The organism is Streptomyces sp. NPDC005533, from assembly GCF_042871845.1.
GTDB lineage: Bacteria > Actinomycetota > Actinomycetes > Streptomycetales > Streptomycetaceae > Streptomyces.
This window is the reverse complement of sequence record NZ_JBIAJH010000018.1, coordinates 47,750-62,602: the sequence shown is the minus strand read 5'-3', so window position 1 is coordinate 62,602 and position 14,853 is coordinate 47,750. Positions and strand designations below refer to the sequence as shown.

The window sequence follows — 14,853 nt, the reverse complement described above, 5'->3', positions numbered from 1 at the left end:
TGAACCCGGCGCAATGGTTCAGTCCTGGATGCGCAGGGCAAGGGCCGGGCAGCGCCGCACCGCGCGCAGCGCCTTCGGCCGCAGCCGCCCCGGCACCGGCATGGAGGCCTGCGCCGGGAAGCCGTCCGCGTCGAGGCGTACGACGTCGGGCAGGATGTCCACGCACAGCCCGTGCCCCCTGCACAGGGTCCAGTCCACGACCAGCCGCTCCGGACTCTCGTCCTCGGGCAGCGGCAGCGCCCCCAGTACCCGCCGGCCGCACCCGCTGCCGAGGGCGTGGTCGCGGAACTCGTCCGGGAACACGCTGAGCGCCGAGGCCACGAAGCGCGAGGTGCCGTCGGGATGGCTGCACGCGCCGCGGCCCAGCACCGCCTTGAGCCGCGCCTCCACCATGTCCAGGGCGGTTCTGCCCCCTCCCCGGATCGCGTCCTCCAGTACGTCGGCCAGTGAGGGCAGCCCCCGCACGCAGGGGCCGCACTGGCCGGCCGACTCGTTCGCCATCCAGCGGGTCACCCGCGCCACCTCCCCGGCCGGGCAGGTGTCCTCGGGCAGCGGCAGCACCGCCCCCGCCCCCAGCCGCGCGCCGAGCGAATCGAGGGACTGCCGGGACACCTCCGCGGCGCGGGCGGACCCCGGATCGAGCCATTTGCCGTGATAGCCGCCGACCAGTACGCCCTGCCCGGGATCGGTGCCGCACAGGTCGAGGATGTACGAGAGCGCGGCCCCGGTCGGCGTCTCGACGACGGTGGTGCCGGCGACGGTCAGCAGGACGGTGCCCGGCTCGCTCGGCAGGCCGGTCGTCCGGTAGTCCAGCGCGCCGAGCCGCGCGGCGACGGCGAGTTGGGCGAAGGTCTCGGTGTTGGACAGCAGGGTGGGCATGCCGCCCAGGCCCCGTTCGCTGGTCCGTACCTTCTGTCCGGACGGCAGCGTGTCACCTCCGTTGAGACCGTTGATGTGGGCGGTGCCCTCCCCGGTGACGAACCGCTCGGGGAGCATGGCCACCCGTACCCGACGGCCGGCCGGGCCGCGTTCCGCGATGGCGGCCCGTACCGACTGCTCCACGTCCGTCCGGGTGACCCCCACCACGACGTCGTCGGCGGAGATCGCGGCGGCGGCCAGCAGGGCGCCGTCGAGCACCAGATGGGGGGCGTGCAGCAGGAGCGCCGTGTCCTTGAGGCAACTCGGTTCGCCCTCACTGCCGTTGACGACGACCGCGGTCTGTCCGTCCCCGCCCCGCGCCGACCGCATGACGGCGCGGAGTTTCCGGGCGAAGGGGAAGCCCGCCCCGCCGCGGCCCCGCAGGTCGATGTTGTCGGACAGGTCGACCAGTTCGTCCGGCCGGTAGCGGGGCAGCGAGCCGTGTGCGGTCAGATGGGCGACACGGTCGAGCCTGGGCGCCTGGTCCAGCCCGGCCAGCAGCCTGGGGGCGCCCACGCAGCCCAGGCTGGGCGTCGGAAGGGCGGTCACAGCCACCGGTCCCCGCCGGCGAGCTGCTCGCCGCTCGCGCCGAGGCCGCCGCCGGCCCGGCTCGGGGCGTACACGGCGGCGCGCGGTGGGTCGTCGGCCCGGGGCGGCGGGGCCGGCCGCTCGATGGCGACCGGCGGCGTACCCCGTCTCGGCCGGGGCACGGACGCCAGTACGACGCGCGGCTGTGGCGCGGTCTGTGGGCCGGCCGGCCGGGACGGCACCTCGTCCATACGGGACTTGAGGCGGAACGCGAGCACTCCGGCGACGCCGGCCAGGCACAGGGCGTAGGCCGCCGTGACCCAGACGTCGGCGGGCCGGCCCGCCTTCAGGCCGTGCACCAGGGACGCGCCCCAGGCGGGATAGGCCCCGAAGTGCAGGGCCCGCCACCACAGGGAGCGGCCCTTGGTGGCGAACGCGCTGCGCACGGCGCCGGAGATCGCCACGGCGAGGAAGAGGTATCCGGCCAGCGAGCCGAGGCCGATCAGGACCGGCTGGCCGACGTCCGTGAACGGCACCACCGCGGAGGCGGCCGTCGTGCGCTGCTCCGCGATCTTGACCCAGATGTGGAGGGCCAGGAAACCCAGCCCGGCCACCGCGAGGCCGCGGTGCACTCCTTGGGCGAGCAGCCGGTGGCCCGATCCCAGCAGGAGCCGGTCGCTGGCCACCAGCCCCCACAGGACGGTGGAGGTGAGCGAGACGAGCGAGAGCACGCCCGCCCCGTAGTCGAGGAAGTCCCACAGCTGGGTCAGGGCGCCCGCGCGGGCGGCCACGACGAGGGAGACGACGGCCGCGCCGACGGCGCTGATCACACCGGGACGCAGTCTGCCCGCGGTGGGAAGGAGGGAGGGCCGCCTGACGGCTCGCCGGCCGGCGGTAGGCGCCGTTGCCGCAGCCGCGTGACGGCTTCTGCGGCGGGCTCTGTGTGAGCGGGACATGTGAGGCTGGGGCAGGGGCATCCAGTTCTCCTGTGCGCCTGGGCTCCGAGCACTCCACCTGGCGCTCGGGCACCCGGGGGTCGTTGTGTCCTCTGTGCCCGGCAGCGCTGTGAAACTCCGCGCCGGCCGAGGGAACTTGGGGCCGGAGTGCAGCAGCATCGTGGAGCTGCACACCAGCTCCACAGGATTTATCGAAACGTGATAATTTCTCGCACCGCGTCTCCGACGCATCGAACAACACCGGAAGATTCCCCTCCAGCGGAGGTTGCGACTGGCCACCGCGCCGCCTGTCACCTACGCGTCCCGGACGGCAAAATCGCTGCAAAATCACGGGACCGTAAGTGGCCGGACCTCTCCAGGAGGGAGTACGAGGGCCGCAACTCCTTTGTCAGACAACGATGTTGACGCAGGGGGCAACCTCGGCGGGCTTGTCGCTCTTCCCCGGACAAGCCTCACCCCGGCACGAACGAGGAAAACGATGTGCGAACTTCTGAACCGCATCTGGTCCCGCCCGCGTGGCGAGTGGACCCGCGTCCTGCGCAAAGAACTGCCCGCGCTGGCCGCCGAGATAGTGGAGGAGCTTCTGCATGGAATTCCGGAATTTTCCGCACTTATCGATGACAACGATGCCATCGATGACGAGTTGCTCAGGCAGTGCGTGGAAGAGGCTCTCCTCACCGCGCTCGGCTACCAGAAGCAAACCCGGGAACAGAAACCGGACGAGGACGAGGACCAGGACCGGGACGAGGACCCGGACGAGGACCCGGACGAGAGCGAGGACGACATCGCGGACACGGACATGGACACGGACATGGACATGGACATGGACACGGCGGGAGTCGAGGCCGAGACCAAGGCCGGGACCAGGGCCCGGATCAAGGCCGGAATCCCGTTCCAGAGGAACGACGAGTGCGAGGTCACGCACGAAGGCCGCTACGAGGTCGTCCGTGAGGGCGTTCGCGAGGGCGCCCGAGAGAGCGCCCGAGCGGGCGGCGGCGCGGGCGACCGCGCACGTGAGGACCTCTTCAACGCCCTCACCGACGACCGCGCCGCTTGCGAGAGTTCCCTCGTCGAACTCGCCGAGGCGGCCGGCTGGCCGCTCCCCCCGGCCGTACGGGCCATCGTGCCGGCCTCGCCCGTCGAGGCCCAGCAGCTCGCCGCCGTACTGGCCGACGCCCTCACCGGCACGTTCGCGGGCCGGCCGTGCCTGCTGGTGCCCAGCCTCGACCCGGACACCCGCGCCCCCCTGGACCAGCTGCTCCGCGGCCGGTTCGCGGCCGTGGGCCACGCGGTCCCGCTCCGGGACACGGCCTCCTCGCTGCGCTGGGCGCTGCGCCTGTTCGCCCTGACCCCCGCCCGCCCGGGCCTGGAGCTCCGGGCCGTGTTCGTGGACGACCACCTCTCGACCCTGCTGCTCCTCCAGGACGAACCGCTCGCCCACGCGCTGGCCGCCCGGTGGCTGCGGCCGCTGGCCGACCTGACCCCGCGCCAGAGCGAGCGCCTGGAGGTGACCCTGCTCGCCTGGCTGGAGGGCGGCGGCGCCCCCGAGGCCGCCAAAGCCCTGAGCGTGCACCCGCAGACCGTGCGCTACCGCATGCGCCAGCTGGAAAAGCTCTTCGGTACCGGCCTGCGCGACCCCCGTACCCGCTTCGAACTGGAGATGGCCCTGCGCAGCCGCCGGCTGATGGCCCAGGTGCGACGCCAGCACTCGCGCGTGAGCCGCAGGGCGGCGCGCGTGATCACCGCCGACTTCACCCCCCTCGTCGTCGGACGCATGGCCCGCGTCAACGGCCTCTGAACAGCCGGCTGACCGACATCCGAATCGACATGCGCGACCACCTCTGAAGCGCGAGCAGCCCGGCCCGGCCCCGTCGTCACGGGGCCGGGCCGGGCTGTTGTGTGCGGTGTTGGCCCGAAGTCGGCTCCGGGCCAACACCTTTCCCGGGACCGGGCGCGGTGGTGGGGGTGAGGAGCGCCCGGCCCCGGGAGCGGAAGGGCCCGTACCGGCCCGGGACCTCAAGGATCCGGACCGGTACGGACCAGGGGGGTCAGCGGCAGGTGCGCCCGTCGTTGATGCAGCTCACGGCCTTGTTCATCAGGCCGTTCGACATCACGTTGATGAAGTCGTCGTGGTCGGTCACCGGCTTGTGCAGCTGCTCGGGGAAGCTGTCCACGGCGAAGCGGGCACCCGGCGCCACCCCGTACGTGAGGCGCATGACCAGCTGCGGAATGGCCTTGAAGCCCTTCTGGCAGCGGCCGTTCTTGTCCGGGAAGGCCACGTGCGTGCGGTGGTTGGCGCTGTCGACGTTCCGGCCGTCCCAGCAGCTCTGGAAGGTGAAGGTGCGCACCACGTCACTGCCCTTGGGGCAGACCGGGTACTTGTCCTTCAACTGGCGGTTCTCGAAACCGGTGCAGCTCCACGAGGCGTTGGCGTTGGCATTGCCGTTGGTGAAGGCCTTGGCGTCACCGGTGATGATGCGCAGGAAGCGGGGCATCGCGGTGACCTTGTCGACGGGGCTGCCCTTGAAGGTGATCGACACCTGCTTCGGCTTGAGGATGGTGCCGACGTTGGCGTCCTGTCCGCCGCCGGGAGCCTTGGCGTCCCGCTCGGCCTTGCCGTCGCGCAGCCGCAGCACGGGCCAGTAGTAGCTCGACTGGTCCCCGTTGCCGCAGGTGGTGCCGGAGGCGGCGAGGCTGTCGTTGGTGGAGAAGGCGTCGGTGGTCTTGTTGCCGACGTAGTCGTGCATGTGGTGGGCGCCGTTGGAGACGCCGGGCGCGACGATCACGTTGTCGGGGTTGAAGTGGCCGTTCTCGTTGCGGCCGCACTGCGAACTGAAGGACCCTTTGGAGGCGTTCCCCGCCGCGGCGGGTGTGCGTACGTTCGGCTTGACCTTGCTGATGTTGACGAAGTCGCTCTTCGCGGGACCGCCCTTCTGCCCGCCGGCGCCGCTCTTGGCGGCGGCGTTCAGGTCGCCTCCGCCGCCTGCCTCGGCGTCGTTCGCGACGGGGGCCTCCTTCATCGTGCAGGCGCCCAACGACTTTATCTCCTGCGGGGGTTGACCGCCGCGACCGATCGCGTCCGCCATGCCGGAGAGGGTCTTGTCCCGCTGCTGCCTGAGCTCGCCGAGGAGGGCGTCGCCCTTCGCCTCGCCGGCGGCGAGGCGCCGGTAGGCGTCGGCCACCTGGTCGTCCAGCTTGGCGAGTCCCTCGTCCACCTCGGTCTTGGCCTGCTCGGGCACCGCGGTGATCTTCTCGCCGACGTCGGGACAGTCGATGGTGGCCGCCAGCTTCGTCGTGCGGTCGCCGTCCTGGCCCGCGGACGCGTTTCCGGCGACGATGGCGACCCCGCCGCCGCCCAGCACGAGGGCGGACACCACAGCCAGAAGCTTGTTCGACAACCGGGGGCGTTTGTGGCCCTTTTGACTCATGCGATCACTTCACTTCGTCGTTCGGACATTGTCGGAGAGCGTGTCGAAGTCGACCAGTCCGCTGTCTTCGAGGACCGTGATGTGGTCCAGGACCGTGGCGTTGGCGGACGTGGCGAGGGCTCGCACCATGGAGTTGCGGGTCTGCGCCCGAATCCCCGCCAGCAGTGCGAAGACCTTTCCGTGCGCTCGGCGCAGCAGTTGGACGAACAGTCGTTCGTACTCGTCCCCCTTGGCGCGGGTCAGCTGGCCCAGCCATTCCTGCTGCTGCGCGGACGGCTGGTTGGGCAGATCGACGCCGAGGGCCTGACCGACCTGGATGACCTGCCGGTCCAGCTCGGTGTGGCCCTCGACGAGGTGCTCCCCGGCCGTGCGGATCGCGGGGCGCGATCCGCGCTGCTGGGCCTGCCGTCCTGCGGGCAGTTCCCACAGGCCGGCGAGTCGTACCTTGCGGACGAAGTCCCGGTCGGCGGCCGTCAGCGGTCCGTAGGCCGTGCTCACCGTCCCGCCGCCGTCGTCGTCGGCCGCGGCCGGACCCGAGGCGGCGGCCGAGGCGGTGCTGCCGAATCGGTCCACGGGTATCAGCAGGGCGATCAGGGTGAGGGCAAGCGCGGTGATGACGACACCGCTTCCGATCGTGTATCTCGTGGCCACTGACAAGCCGCTGAAGGATCTCCGCCGCAATGACAGCACTGTGCCTCCTCGCTCCATGGGCCGGGAAGGTGGCGGGGCAGGAGGGGCCGCACGTGCCGTGCGGTGCACACCCGCATTCCCGGGGGTGTCACGGGACGCTAGTGGCAGGCGTGGCGGGACTGCCGGAGGACATCACCATCGGACAAACATCCCGGCGGTCCCGGGAAAGGCTGCTATCTTGCGGGACTTCCGCCTCGCTCACGCAGGGGGCCGGGGGCGGGGGCGCACGGCCCCGTCCCGGCCGCAGCGGCTCCCGGAGCTTGTGGTGCCGGGGAGCACGCGCTTTAATAAATGAACGAGCATTTACTAACGAGGGGAGTGGCACGGTGGGACGTCCCCGGGGGGTCGAGGACGCGGTGATCCTGCGCGCCGCCGCCCAGGTCATGGGCCGGGTCGGTCCGGCCGGGCTGACACTGGCCGCCGTCGCGCGCGAGGTCGGGCTCGTGCCCGGCACCCTCGTGCAGCGCTTCGGATCGAAGCGCGGTCTGCTCCTGGCCCTCGCCGGCCAGTCCGCGAGGGACGCGGGCGAACGGGCCGAGCGGGTGCGCCGGGAACACGCCTCGGCGCTCGAAGCCCTGGCGGCGCTCACGGCGGAATCGGTGGCCGGGATGGACACGCCGGAGACCTTCGCCCACCACCTGGCGTTCCTGTGCACGGACCTCGCCGATCCCCAGCTCTCCGCGCACGCCCTGGCCGTTCACCAGGCCCAGGGGCGGGCGGTCGAGGCGCTGCTGACGGAGGCGGCGGACGCCGGTGAGCTGCGCGCCGGCACGGACGTCGCGGCGCTGGCCCGCACCGTGCAGGCGATCACCGCCGGAGCGGGCCTGACCTGGGCGCTCGACCGCCGTGGCACCCTCGCGCACCGGCTCCGGCAGGAGCTCGACACCGTACTGCTCCCGCACGTCACGCCCCGCCCCGACCGCGACCCGGAGGAATCACGATGACCGGCACACGCCCACTGGCAGGAAAGGTGGCCCTCGTCGCCGGCGGCACCCGGGGCGGCGGACGGGGCATCGCCGTCGAGCTCGGCGCCGCCGGCGCGACGGTGTACGTCACGGGCCGCAGCGGCGCCGGCGGGCGCTCCGCCATGGACCGCCCGGAGACCATCGAGCAGACCGCCGAGAAGGTCACCGCCGCGGGCGGCCTGGGAATCCCCGCCCGCACCGACCACAGCCGCCCCGACGAGGTGCAGGCCCTCGTCGACCGGATCGCCGCGGAGCAGGACGGGCGGCTCGACGTCCTCGTCAACTCCGTATGGGGCGGAGATCCGCTGACCGACTGGGAACGCCCCTTGTGGGAGCAGGACCTGGAGACGGGGCTCCGGCTGCTGCGGCAGGCGGTGGAGACCCACGTCATCACCAGCCGGTTCGCGCTCCCCCTCATGGTCGCCCGCAGGAGCGGCCTGGTCGTGGAGGTCACCGACGGCAACACCGCCCGCTACCGCGGCACGTTCTTCTACGACCTGGCGAAGTCCGCCGTCATCCGCCTCGCCGTCGCGCAGGCGGCCGAGCTCAAGCCGCACGGCGTCGCGGCCGTGGCCATCACCCCCGGCTTCCTGCGCTCGGAGGCCCTGTTGGAACACTTCGGCGTCACCGAGGCCAACTGGCGTGACGGCGCCGCCCAGGACCCGAACTTCGCCCACTCCGAGACCCCGGCCTACCTCGGCCGGGCGGTCGCCGCGCTGGCGGCCGACCCGCGGATCATGACGAAGACCGGACGCGCCCTCGCCACGTGGGGCCTTTACCAGGAGTACGGATTCACCGACGCCGACGGCACACAACCGGACTTCGCCGCCCACTGGGCCAAGAACCTGGAAGAGGAGTACGGACCCCTGGGCGACCCGCTGTGACCGCGGGGCACGAGGTGGACCACGTCGTGCCGGTGGTGGGCTGTGCGGGATCCGTTGCGCCACCCCAGCACCAACTCGGCAGTGGTGTGGACGAGTTCGTGGCGGGTCCGCAGCCCGAAGCGGACCGCTTCGCCCAGGAGAGCCGGATCAGCCGGCCGGACCTCGTCCGACCGCCGGCCCGAGGGCGCTCGCACCCGCAGGCGCCAGCCGGGCGGGTGGTTCCCGCACGCGGATGCGAGGGGGTCCGTGCGAGCCGGATCACGGGACCCTACGGTCGGTCCCGGGCGGTTCCCTCCGAGCCGCACGACACGTCCACGTAAGAGGTCGAACCTTCATGAGTCTCAGCATCCGCAACCAGATCGCAGGCACCGTCACCGCCGTCACCGTCGGCGAGGCCATGGCGACGGTCAAGGTCCGGCTGGACGGGGGGCAGGAAATCACCGCGGCCATCACCGCCGACGCCGTCAAGGACCTCGGCCTCACCACGGGCTCCGGCGTCAAGGCGCTCGTCAAGGCCACCGAGGTGGCCCTGGCCACCGGCCCGGTCGAGAACATCTCCATCCGCAACCAGCTCACCGGCACGGTCTCCGACGTCGCCACCGGCCCGGCCATGGCCGCCGTGAAGGTGAACGTGAACGGCGGCCACCTGACCGCGGCCGTCACCGCCGACGCGGTCGACGCGCTCGGGCTGTCCGCCGGCTCGCCGGTCGTCGCGCTGATCAAGTCGACCGAGATCTCCCTCGCCACCGCCTGATCCGCGGTCAGCGGTCAGAGGCCAGAGGCCGGCCGGAGTCAGAGGTCCGGGGCCGTCAGGGCGCCGAACCACACGTGCGTGACGGCGCTGACGTAGCGCGCCCCGCACCGGTCCGAGGGGACCACCAACTGCGCCCCCGCCTCGTCGAGGTCCTCCCCGTCGAGGCGGGTGGCGAGCAGTACCGGGCTGTCGCCGAAGTCCTCGTCGAGCTCGGCCCAGGCGAGGCCGGTGTGGTGCCCGTCCCCGCCGCTGACGGCGAGCAGGAACCGCGAGCGGTCCTTGCGCCGCTGCGGGTCGAAGGCGGGGGCCGGCCCCCGCCGGCCACGTCACGCAGCAGCGCCCTTGAAGCTGGCCAGGAAGGCCCGGCAGCGCTGCTCGAAGAGCAGGGCGGCGGTGGTGGGCAGGGTCCGGGCGAACCGCGAGAGCTCGGTGATGGTGCAGGTCGCGGTGATGTCGAGGGAGCCGCCCGGCTGCCAGGACAGGGGCGGCCGGCCCATCCGGGAGAGGTCGACCAGGCGCCGGACGTGCGGCTGCGGCCCGGAGAACAGGTACGTACCGCCGCCGCCGAGCCGGGCGTCGCCGGGACGCCAGGGTTCGCGGCGCCGCGCATCGCGTACGTCGAGCACGGTGTTGAGGTCCAATTCGCGCCACCGGCCTTTTCGGTCAAGGGGGGTTTCAGCCGGTGAAGCAAGGGACCCGAGGGCGGTGCTGTACGAGGACCCGGACATCGCGGGCGACGCGGCGGGCCGGCTCCGCGCGCTCTGGCCGCCGCTGCGGCGGTGCGCGGGCCCGCAGGCGGGCCTCCGGCTCGGCGTGGGCGCCAAGGCGGCGGGAGCGGAGGGCCTGCGCGCCTCGCTCAGCCAGGCCAGGCTGACGGGCGTGCGGATCGCGCCTGCGGAATGCATCAGTCGGATAAGCCTATAAACGAGGAGGATTCTGTTGATGGCGGGAGGCCGCGAGGGCAAAGAAAAAGGCAAGGAGGTCGAACCACTCCTTGCCACTCTCAACTTATAGCGCACCGGGGGGCTTGCGGCAAGGCCCCGGCTGTGGGGCAGACTTCGCGGACCGCGGTCCGACCTGCAGAAACGGGAGATCCACCACGTGTGTGCGCTGTTGTCGAGTTGTCCGTCCTACGACCTCGGATCGGAGCTGATGCCGTGAACCCCCTGGCCACAACCAGCGCGTTCGACCTTCCCGAGCACCTCTCCGGCAAGGCCGACGCGGCGCTGATCGACCGCGACGAGCAGCACTTCGCAGCCATCTCGGAGAGCCTCGCGCAGTCGATCGCCGAACTGTCCGACCGCCTGGAGGCCACCCGCAGGGCACCCGGCGGCATCGGCCGCGAGGCGATGGACCGGGACGCCGAGATCCACCGCCTGACCAGCCGCCTGCGCACCTTGCGCCGCTTCGGCCTGGACCTGTGCCTGGGGCACGTGGTCGGTGCGGACGACGCCGAGCCCGTGTACATCGGACGCCTCGGCCTCACCGACAGCACCGGGCACCGGCTGCTGGTCGACTGGCGTTCTCCCGCGGCCGAGCCGTTCTTCGCGGCGACCCACGGGAACCCGATGGGCTTGGCGAGCCGCCGCAGGTACCGCTGGACCCGCGGCCGGATCAGCGACTACTGGGACGAGGTGTTCACTGCCGACGGGCTGGAAGGGCACGCCGCGCTCGACGACCAGTCCGCCTTCATCGCCAGCCTGGGCACGAACCGCTCGCCGCGGATGCGCGACGTGCTCTCCACCATCCAGGCCGACCAGGACGCCGTCATCCGGGCGGGATCCCGCGGCGCCCTCGTCGTCGACGGCGGTCCGGGCACCGGCAAGACCGTCGTCGCCCTGCACCGGGCCGCGCACCTGCTCTACTCCGACCCCCGCCTCGGCCACCGCCGCGGCGGCGTGCTCTTCGTCGGCCCGCACGAGCCCTACCTGGCGTACGTCGCCGACGTCCTGCCCAGCCTCGGCGAGGAGGGCGTGCAGACCTGTACCCTGCGCCACCTCGTCGCCGAAGGGGCGGCGGCGGTGGTCGAGACCGACGCGGACGTGGCCCGCCTGAAGTCGTCCGCCGCCCTGGTGAAGGCGGTCGAGGCGGCCGTCCGCATCTACGAGGAGCCGCCCACCGAGGGGATGGAGGTCGAGACCCCCTGGTCCGACCTGTGGCTGAGCGCCGACGACTGGGCCGTGGCGTTCGACGCGGTGGAATTCGGCACCCCGCACAACGAGGCGCACGACCAGATCCGCGAGGAGCTGGCCACGATCCTCATGGACAAGGACGACAGCGACGCCCCGCCGCACCTGCTGAGGAGGGCGCTGCTCCAGGACCGGGAGCTGCTCAGGGCCCTCCACCGGGCGTGGCCGATGATCGAGGCGACCGACCTCGTCGCGGACCTCTGGTCGGTCCCCGCCTACCTGCGCAAGTGCGCCCCCTGGCTCGGCCCCGACGAGGTGCGTGCGCTGCAGCGCACGGACCCGCGCGCCTGGACGGTGTCCGACCTGCCGCTCCTGGACGCGGCCCGCCAGCGGCTCGGCGACGCGGAGGCCTCCGTACGCAAGCGCCGGCACGACGCGGCCGTCGCCGCCGAACGCGCGCGCCGGTCCGACGCCATCGACAGCCTGCTGCAGAACGTCGTGATCGACGAGAGCGAGGGCGCGGTGGGGATGCTGCACGGAGCGGACCTCCAGGACACCCTGGTCGACGAGAGCGCGCTGCCGGGCACCGAACCGGACCTCCTGGCGGGCCCGTTCGCCCACATCGTCGTGGACGAGGCGCAGGAACTGACCGACGCGGAGTGGCAGATGCTGCTGCTGCGCTGCCCGTCCCGGAGCTTCACCATCGTCGGCGACCGCGCCCAGGCCCGGAACGGGTTCACGGAGTCGTGGCGGGAACGGCTCGAACGGGTCGGGCTCGACCGGATCGAAGTGGCCTCCCTCAGCGTCAACTACCGCACGCCGGAAGAGGTCATGGCGCACGCCGAGCCGGCGATCCGCGCCGCGCTCCCGGACGCCAACGTGCCGACCTCCATCCGCAGCAGCGGCATCCCCGTCGCGCACGGCTCCGTCGCGGAGCTGGACTCGGTCCTCGACACGTGGCTCGCCGAGCATGCGGAGGGGGTCGCCTGCGTCATCGCCACCGGTGACGCGGGCGTCGGCGCGGTCCGGCCGACGTCACGCGTCCGGTCGCTGACGCCGGAGCTGACGAAGGGGCTCGAATTCGACCTCGTCGTCCTGATCGACCCGGAGACCTTCGGCGAGGGCGTCGAGGGAGCCGTCAGCCGCTACGTCGCGATGACCCGCGCGACCCGGCAGCTCGTGATCCTCACGAGCTCCGAGACGGCCTAGGTGTGCTGTCCCGGGACGTTGGTGACACGCGTGCTGGGTGCTTGAACGGGTGAGGGCCTTCTGGCTCGGTGGGGATTGCGACATCTCGACCGACTCCAGGAGGCCCTCGTGCCCCACCGTAATGCCCCACTGACCGAGACCGGACGACTGCGCCTGGCCCGTTGTGTCGTAGATGACGGCTGGCCGCTTCGGCGGGCGGCAGAGCGTTTCCAGGTCAGCCACACGACCGCGGCCCGCTGGGCATCCCGCTACCGGCTGCTGGGCGTCGCCGGAATGAGTGACCGCTCCAGCCGGCCACACCACCAGCCGGGCAGGAGCCCGGCCGAGGTGGAGGAACACGTCATCCGCCTGCGGCGCGAGCACCGGATCGGACCCCTGAGGCTGGCCGCCCGATGCGGCATCGCGCCCTCGACCGCCCACCGGATCCTCGTCCGGCACGGCCTGCAGCCCCTGGCCGTACTTGACCGGGCCACCGGCGAACCCGTCCGCCGCTACGAACGCGCCCGGCCGGGCGAACTCGTCCACATCGACGTCAAGAAACTCGGCCGGATCCCCGACGGCGGCGGCCACAAGACCCTCGGACGGGCCGAAGGCCGCCGCAACAAGACCGGCACCGGCTGGGCCTACCTCCACACCGCTCTCGACGACCACACCCGCCTGGCCTACACCGAAGACCTCCCGGACGAGACCGCCGCGACCTGCGCCGGATTCCTGGCCCGGGCCACGGCCTGGTTCGCGTCCCTGGGCATCACCGTCGAACGCGTGCTGACCGACAACGCCTGGGCCTACAGCAAGAACACCTGGCGCCAGACCTGCAGCGAGCTGGGCATCAGCCCCCACTGGACCCGGCCCTGGCGGCCGCAGACCAACGGCAAGGTCGAACGCTTCCACCGCACCCTGCTCGACGAATGGGCCTACCACCGGCCCTACACCTCAGACCGGCAACGCCAGGAAGCGTTCACCGACTGGATCGACTGGTACAACTACCACCGACCCCACACCGGCATCCACGGCCAAACACCCGCCAGCCGCGTCACCAACCTGCCCGGACAACACACCTAGGTCGTCTCTTTCGGATTGCCGGTCACGCCCGCGTGGTCCGGTGCCGTGCATCGGCGTGTTGGCGGGGCGCCCTTGTACTGGACGTACTGGGGTGCTCCGCCAACGCGGCGAGGTGCGGTGCCGGGCGGCGCGGGCGAGGCAAGATTCGGAAGAGACGGCCTAGTTCGGTGCCATGTCGTAGGTGACCCACATGGTGCGGGTGGCCACCTGGTCGTACTTCGACCGGGCGCGGTGGTTGTCGTCCGCGGTGATCCAGCGGACCACGCTCCAGCCGCGCTCGGCCGCGAGCTCGCGCAGGGCGCCGAGCAGCCGGTCGGCGGCGCCCGAGCCGCGGTGCTCGGGCGCCACGAACAGGTCGTCGAGGAAGCAGCCGACCGTCGCGGAGAGCGGCCGGGCGAACGGGCGGTAGTGGGCCAGGCCCAGGAGGCGGCCGGAGGCGTCCTCGGCGACCAGGGCGCCGACCTCGTGGCCGGGGTCGGTCACCCAGGACCACACGGTGGCAGCGGCCTCCTCGGTCTGCTCCACCTGGTAGAAGTCGGCGTAGCCGCGGTAGAGGGTGCGCCACTGGGCGAAGTCCTCGGCCCGTACGGCGCGCACGTTGATGTCGGACATGTGGCGGGGCTCCCGTGATCGGTGGAACGCGGCGGTGGAGGGGCGCGGGCGCTCCTCCACCGGTGCGGGGAATCGATCATGCGGCAGCCGGGCGGCGGGGTCAGGTGCCGGGGTGGAGCAAAGCGGGCCGCCGGGGTGCCATCGTGGACGGGTGGCCCGCCGCACGGGGCTGCCAGGTCGCCTCCCGGGAACCGGAGGGGACGGCCCGGGCGCTGTCCGGACCGGGTCCGGCGGCGTGGGTCAGGCGGCCGGCTGGACGATGTTGACCATCCAGATGACGCCGAAGCGGTCCGTGCACATGCCGAAGACGTCGCCCCACATCTGCTTCTCCAACGGGACCGTGACCGAGCCGCCGGCGGAGAGCTTGGACCAGTAGCCGCGCAGTTCCTCGGGCTCGTCGCCGCTCACGCTCACCGCGATGTTGTTCCCTGGCTTGTTCTCCGACCCCGGCGGGTTGTCGGCGCCCATGAGCGTGAAGCCGTTCTCGGTCTCGAGCATGCTGTGCATGATCATGTCGTCGGAGCCCCCGGCCTCCTTGCCGCTGCCGAAGTCACCGTACGTGTTCACCGTCAGGGTGCCGCCGAAGACGTCCTTGTAGAAATCCATGGCCTGCCGGGCGTTGCCGTTGAAGCTGATGTAGGGATTGAGGCGAGAAGGCACGGGATTTCCCCTTCGCTAAGATGCGGCAGTTTTTGCCAGATTAGGGGAAGCCCCACCG

12 protein-coding genes and 2 pseudogenes are annotated in these 14,853 nt (G+C 72.0%); 6 read left to right on the top strand and 8 right to left on the bottom strand.

From position 1 onward, the window contains the following. Window positions 1-18: 18 nt before the first annotated feature. Window positions 19-1,434 carry an NADH-ubiquinone oxidoreductase-F iron-sulfur binding region domain-containing protein gene (locus ACFYP3_RS19750; protein WP_388833944.1) on the bottom strand — a complete coding sequence of 472 codons (1,416 nt, stop codon included), beginning with the start codon at window positions 1,432-1,434 and terminating at the stop codon, window positions 19-21. Between the two features lie 29 nt (window positions 1,435-1,463). After that, window positions 1,464-2,276 (bottom strand): hypothetical protein, encoded by an 813-nt coding sequence (locus ACFYP3_RS19745; RefSeq protein ID WP_388833942.1) that lies wholly within the window; start codon window positions 2,274-2,276, stop codon window positions 1,464-1,466. Window positions 2,277-2,880: 604 nt separating this feature from the next. Between ACFYP3_RS19745 and ACFYP3_RS19740 the strand changes: the two genes are divergently transcribed. Beyond that, the gene (locus tag ACFYP3_RS19740) at window positions 2,881-4,200 is read left to right on the top strand and encodes a PucR family transcriptional regulator (protein WP_388833939.1); all 1,320 of its coding nucleotides are present in this window, start codon (window positions 2,881-2,883) and stop codon (window positions 4,198-4,200) included. Between the two features lie 250 nt (window positions 4,201-4,450). Here the strand turns inward: ACFYP3_RS19740 and ACFYP3_RS19735 are convergent, their stop codons facing one another. Together ACFYP3_RS19735 and ACFYP3_RS19730 are read right to left on the bottom strand one after the other, a co-directional pair. After that, window positions 4,451-5,830, bottom strand: a complete 1,380-nt coding sequence (locus ACFYP3_RS19735; protein ID WP_388833936.1) for a DUF1996 domain-containing protein — start codon at window positions 5,828-5,830, stop codon at window positions 4,451-4,453. Between the two features lie 9 nt (window positions 5,831-5,839). Continuing rightward, complete coding sequence (locus ACFYP3_RS19730; RefSeq protein WP_388833933.1) at window positions 5,840-6,481, bottom strand: DUF4142 domain-containing protein; 642 nt, start codon at window positions 6,479-6,481, stop codon at window positions 5,840-5,842. A 365-nt stretch (window positions 6,482-6,846) separates the two neighbouring features. On the opposite strand from ACFYP3_RS19730, the gene ACFYP3_RS19725 reads away from it, so the two are divergent. The 3 genes from ACFYP3_RS19725 to ACFYP3_RS19715 all read left to right on the top strand — a co-directional run bounded on the left by ACFYP3_RS19725 (window position 6,847) and on the right by ACFYP3_RS19715 (window position 9,123). Beyond that, the gene (locus tag ACFYP3_RS19725; protein WP_388833930.1) at window positions 6,847-7,464 is read left to right on the top strand and encodes a TetR/AcrR family transcriptional regulator; all 618 of its coding nucleotides are present in this window, start codon (window positions 6,847-6,849) and stop codon (window positions 7,462-7,464) included. Then, on the top strand, window positions 7,461-8,369 hold the full coding sequence (locus tag ACFYP3_RS19720) for an SDR family oxidoreductase (RefSeq protein WP_388833928.1): 909 nt from the start codon (window positions 7,461-7,463) through the stop codon (window positions 8,367-8,369). Before ACFYP3_RS19725 ends, ACFYP3_RS19720 begins: the two co-directional genes overlap by 4 nt. Before the next feature lie 334 nt (window positions 8,370-8,703). Next, window positions 8,704-9,123: a molybdopterin-binding protein gene (locus ACFYP3_RS19715; protein ID WP_388833925.1), complete on the top strand. Its 420-nt coding sequence runs from the start codon at window positions 8,704-8,706 to the stop codon at window positions 9,121-9,123. Window positions 9,124-9,161: 38 nt separating this feature from the next. On the opposite strand, the pseudogene ACFYP3_RS19710 reads toward ACFYP3_RS19715, so the two are convergent. Continuing rightward, window positions 9,162-9,428, bottom strand: a pseudogene (locus ACFYP3_RS19710) (molybdopterin-dependent oxidoreductase); the annotation flags it as partial. A gap of 36 nt (window positions 9,429-9,464) precedes the next feature. Further along, window positions 9,465-9,764 (bottom strand): annotated as a pseudogene (locus tag ACFYP3_RS19705) (FAD-binding molybdopterin dehydrogenase); the annotation flags it as partial. A gap of 516 nt (window positions 9,765-10,280) precedes the next feature. Between ACFYP3_RS19705 and helR the strand changes: the two are divergent. Together helR and ACFYP3_RS19695 are read left to right on the top strand one after the other, a co-directional pair. Next, on the top strand, window positions 10,281-12,461 hold the full coding sequence (gene helR / locus ACFYP3_RS19700) for an RNA polymerase recycling motor ATPase HelR (RefSeq protein ID WP_388833922.1): 2,181 nt from the start codon (window positions 10,281-10,283) through the stop codon (window positions 12,459-12,461). 108 nt (window positions 12,462-12,569) lie between these two features. Beyond that, window positions 12,570-13,523 (top strand): IS481 family transposase, encoded by a 954-nt coding sequence (locus ACFYP3_RS19695; RefSeq protein ID WP_388833920.1) that lies wholly within the window; start codon window positions 12,570-12,572, stop codon window positions 13,521-13,523. A gap of 159 nt (window positions 13,524-13,682) precedes the next feature. On the opposite strand, the gene ACFYP3_RS19690 is transcribed toward ACFYP3_RS19695, so the two are convergent. After that, a complete protein-coding gene (locus ACFYP3_RS19690; protein ID WP_388833917.1) occupies window positions 13,683-14,135 on the bottom strand; it encodes a GNAT family N-acetyltransferase in 453 nt (150 codons plus the stop codon). A 240-nt stretch (window positions 14,136-14,375) separates the two neighbouring features. After that, window positions 14,376-14,795, bottom strand: a complete 420-nt coding sequence (locus ACFYP3_RS19685) for a VOC family protein (protein ID WP_388833914.1) — start codon at window positions 14,793-14,795, stop codon at window positions 14,376-14,378. Window positions 14,796-14,853: the final 58 nt, after the last annotated feature.

Bases quoted from the DNA above. Each gene is read 5' to 3' on its own strand.
- ACFYP3_RS19740 (WP_388833939.1), top strand. From the start codon at position 2,881: ATGTGCGAACTTCTGAACCGCATCTGGTCCCGCCCGCGTGGCGAGTGG.
- ACFYP3_RS19735 (WP_388833936.1), bottom strand. From the start codon at position 5,830: ATGAGTCAAAAGGGCCACAAACGCCCCCGGTTGTCGAACAAGCTTCTG.
- ACFYP3_RS19720 (WP_388833928.1), top strand. From the start codon at position 7,461: ATGACCGGCACACGCCCACTGGCAGGAAAGGTGGCCCTCGTCGCCGGC.
- ACFYP3_RS19715 (WP_388833925.1), top strand. From the start codon at position 8,704: ATGAGTCTCAGCATCCGCAACCAGATCGCAGGCACCGTCACCGCCGTC.
- ACFYP3_RS19690 (WP_388833917.1), bottom strand. From the start codon at position 14,135: ATGTCCGACATCAACGTGCGCGCCGTACGGGCCGAGGACTTCGCCCAG.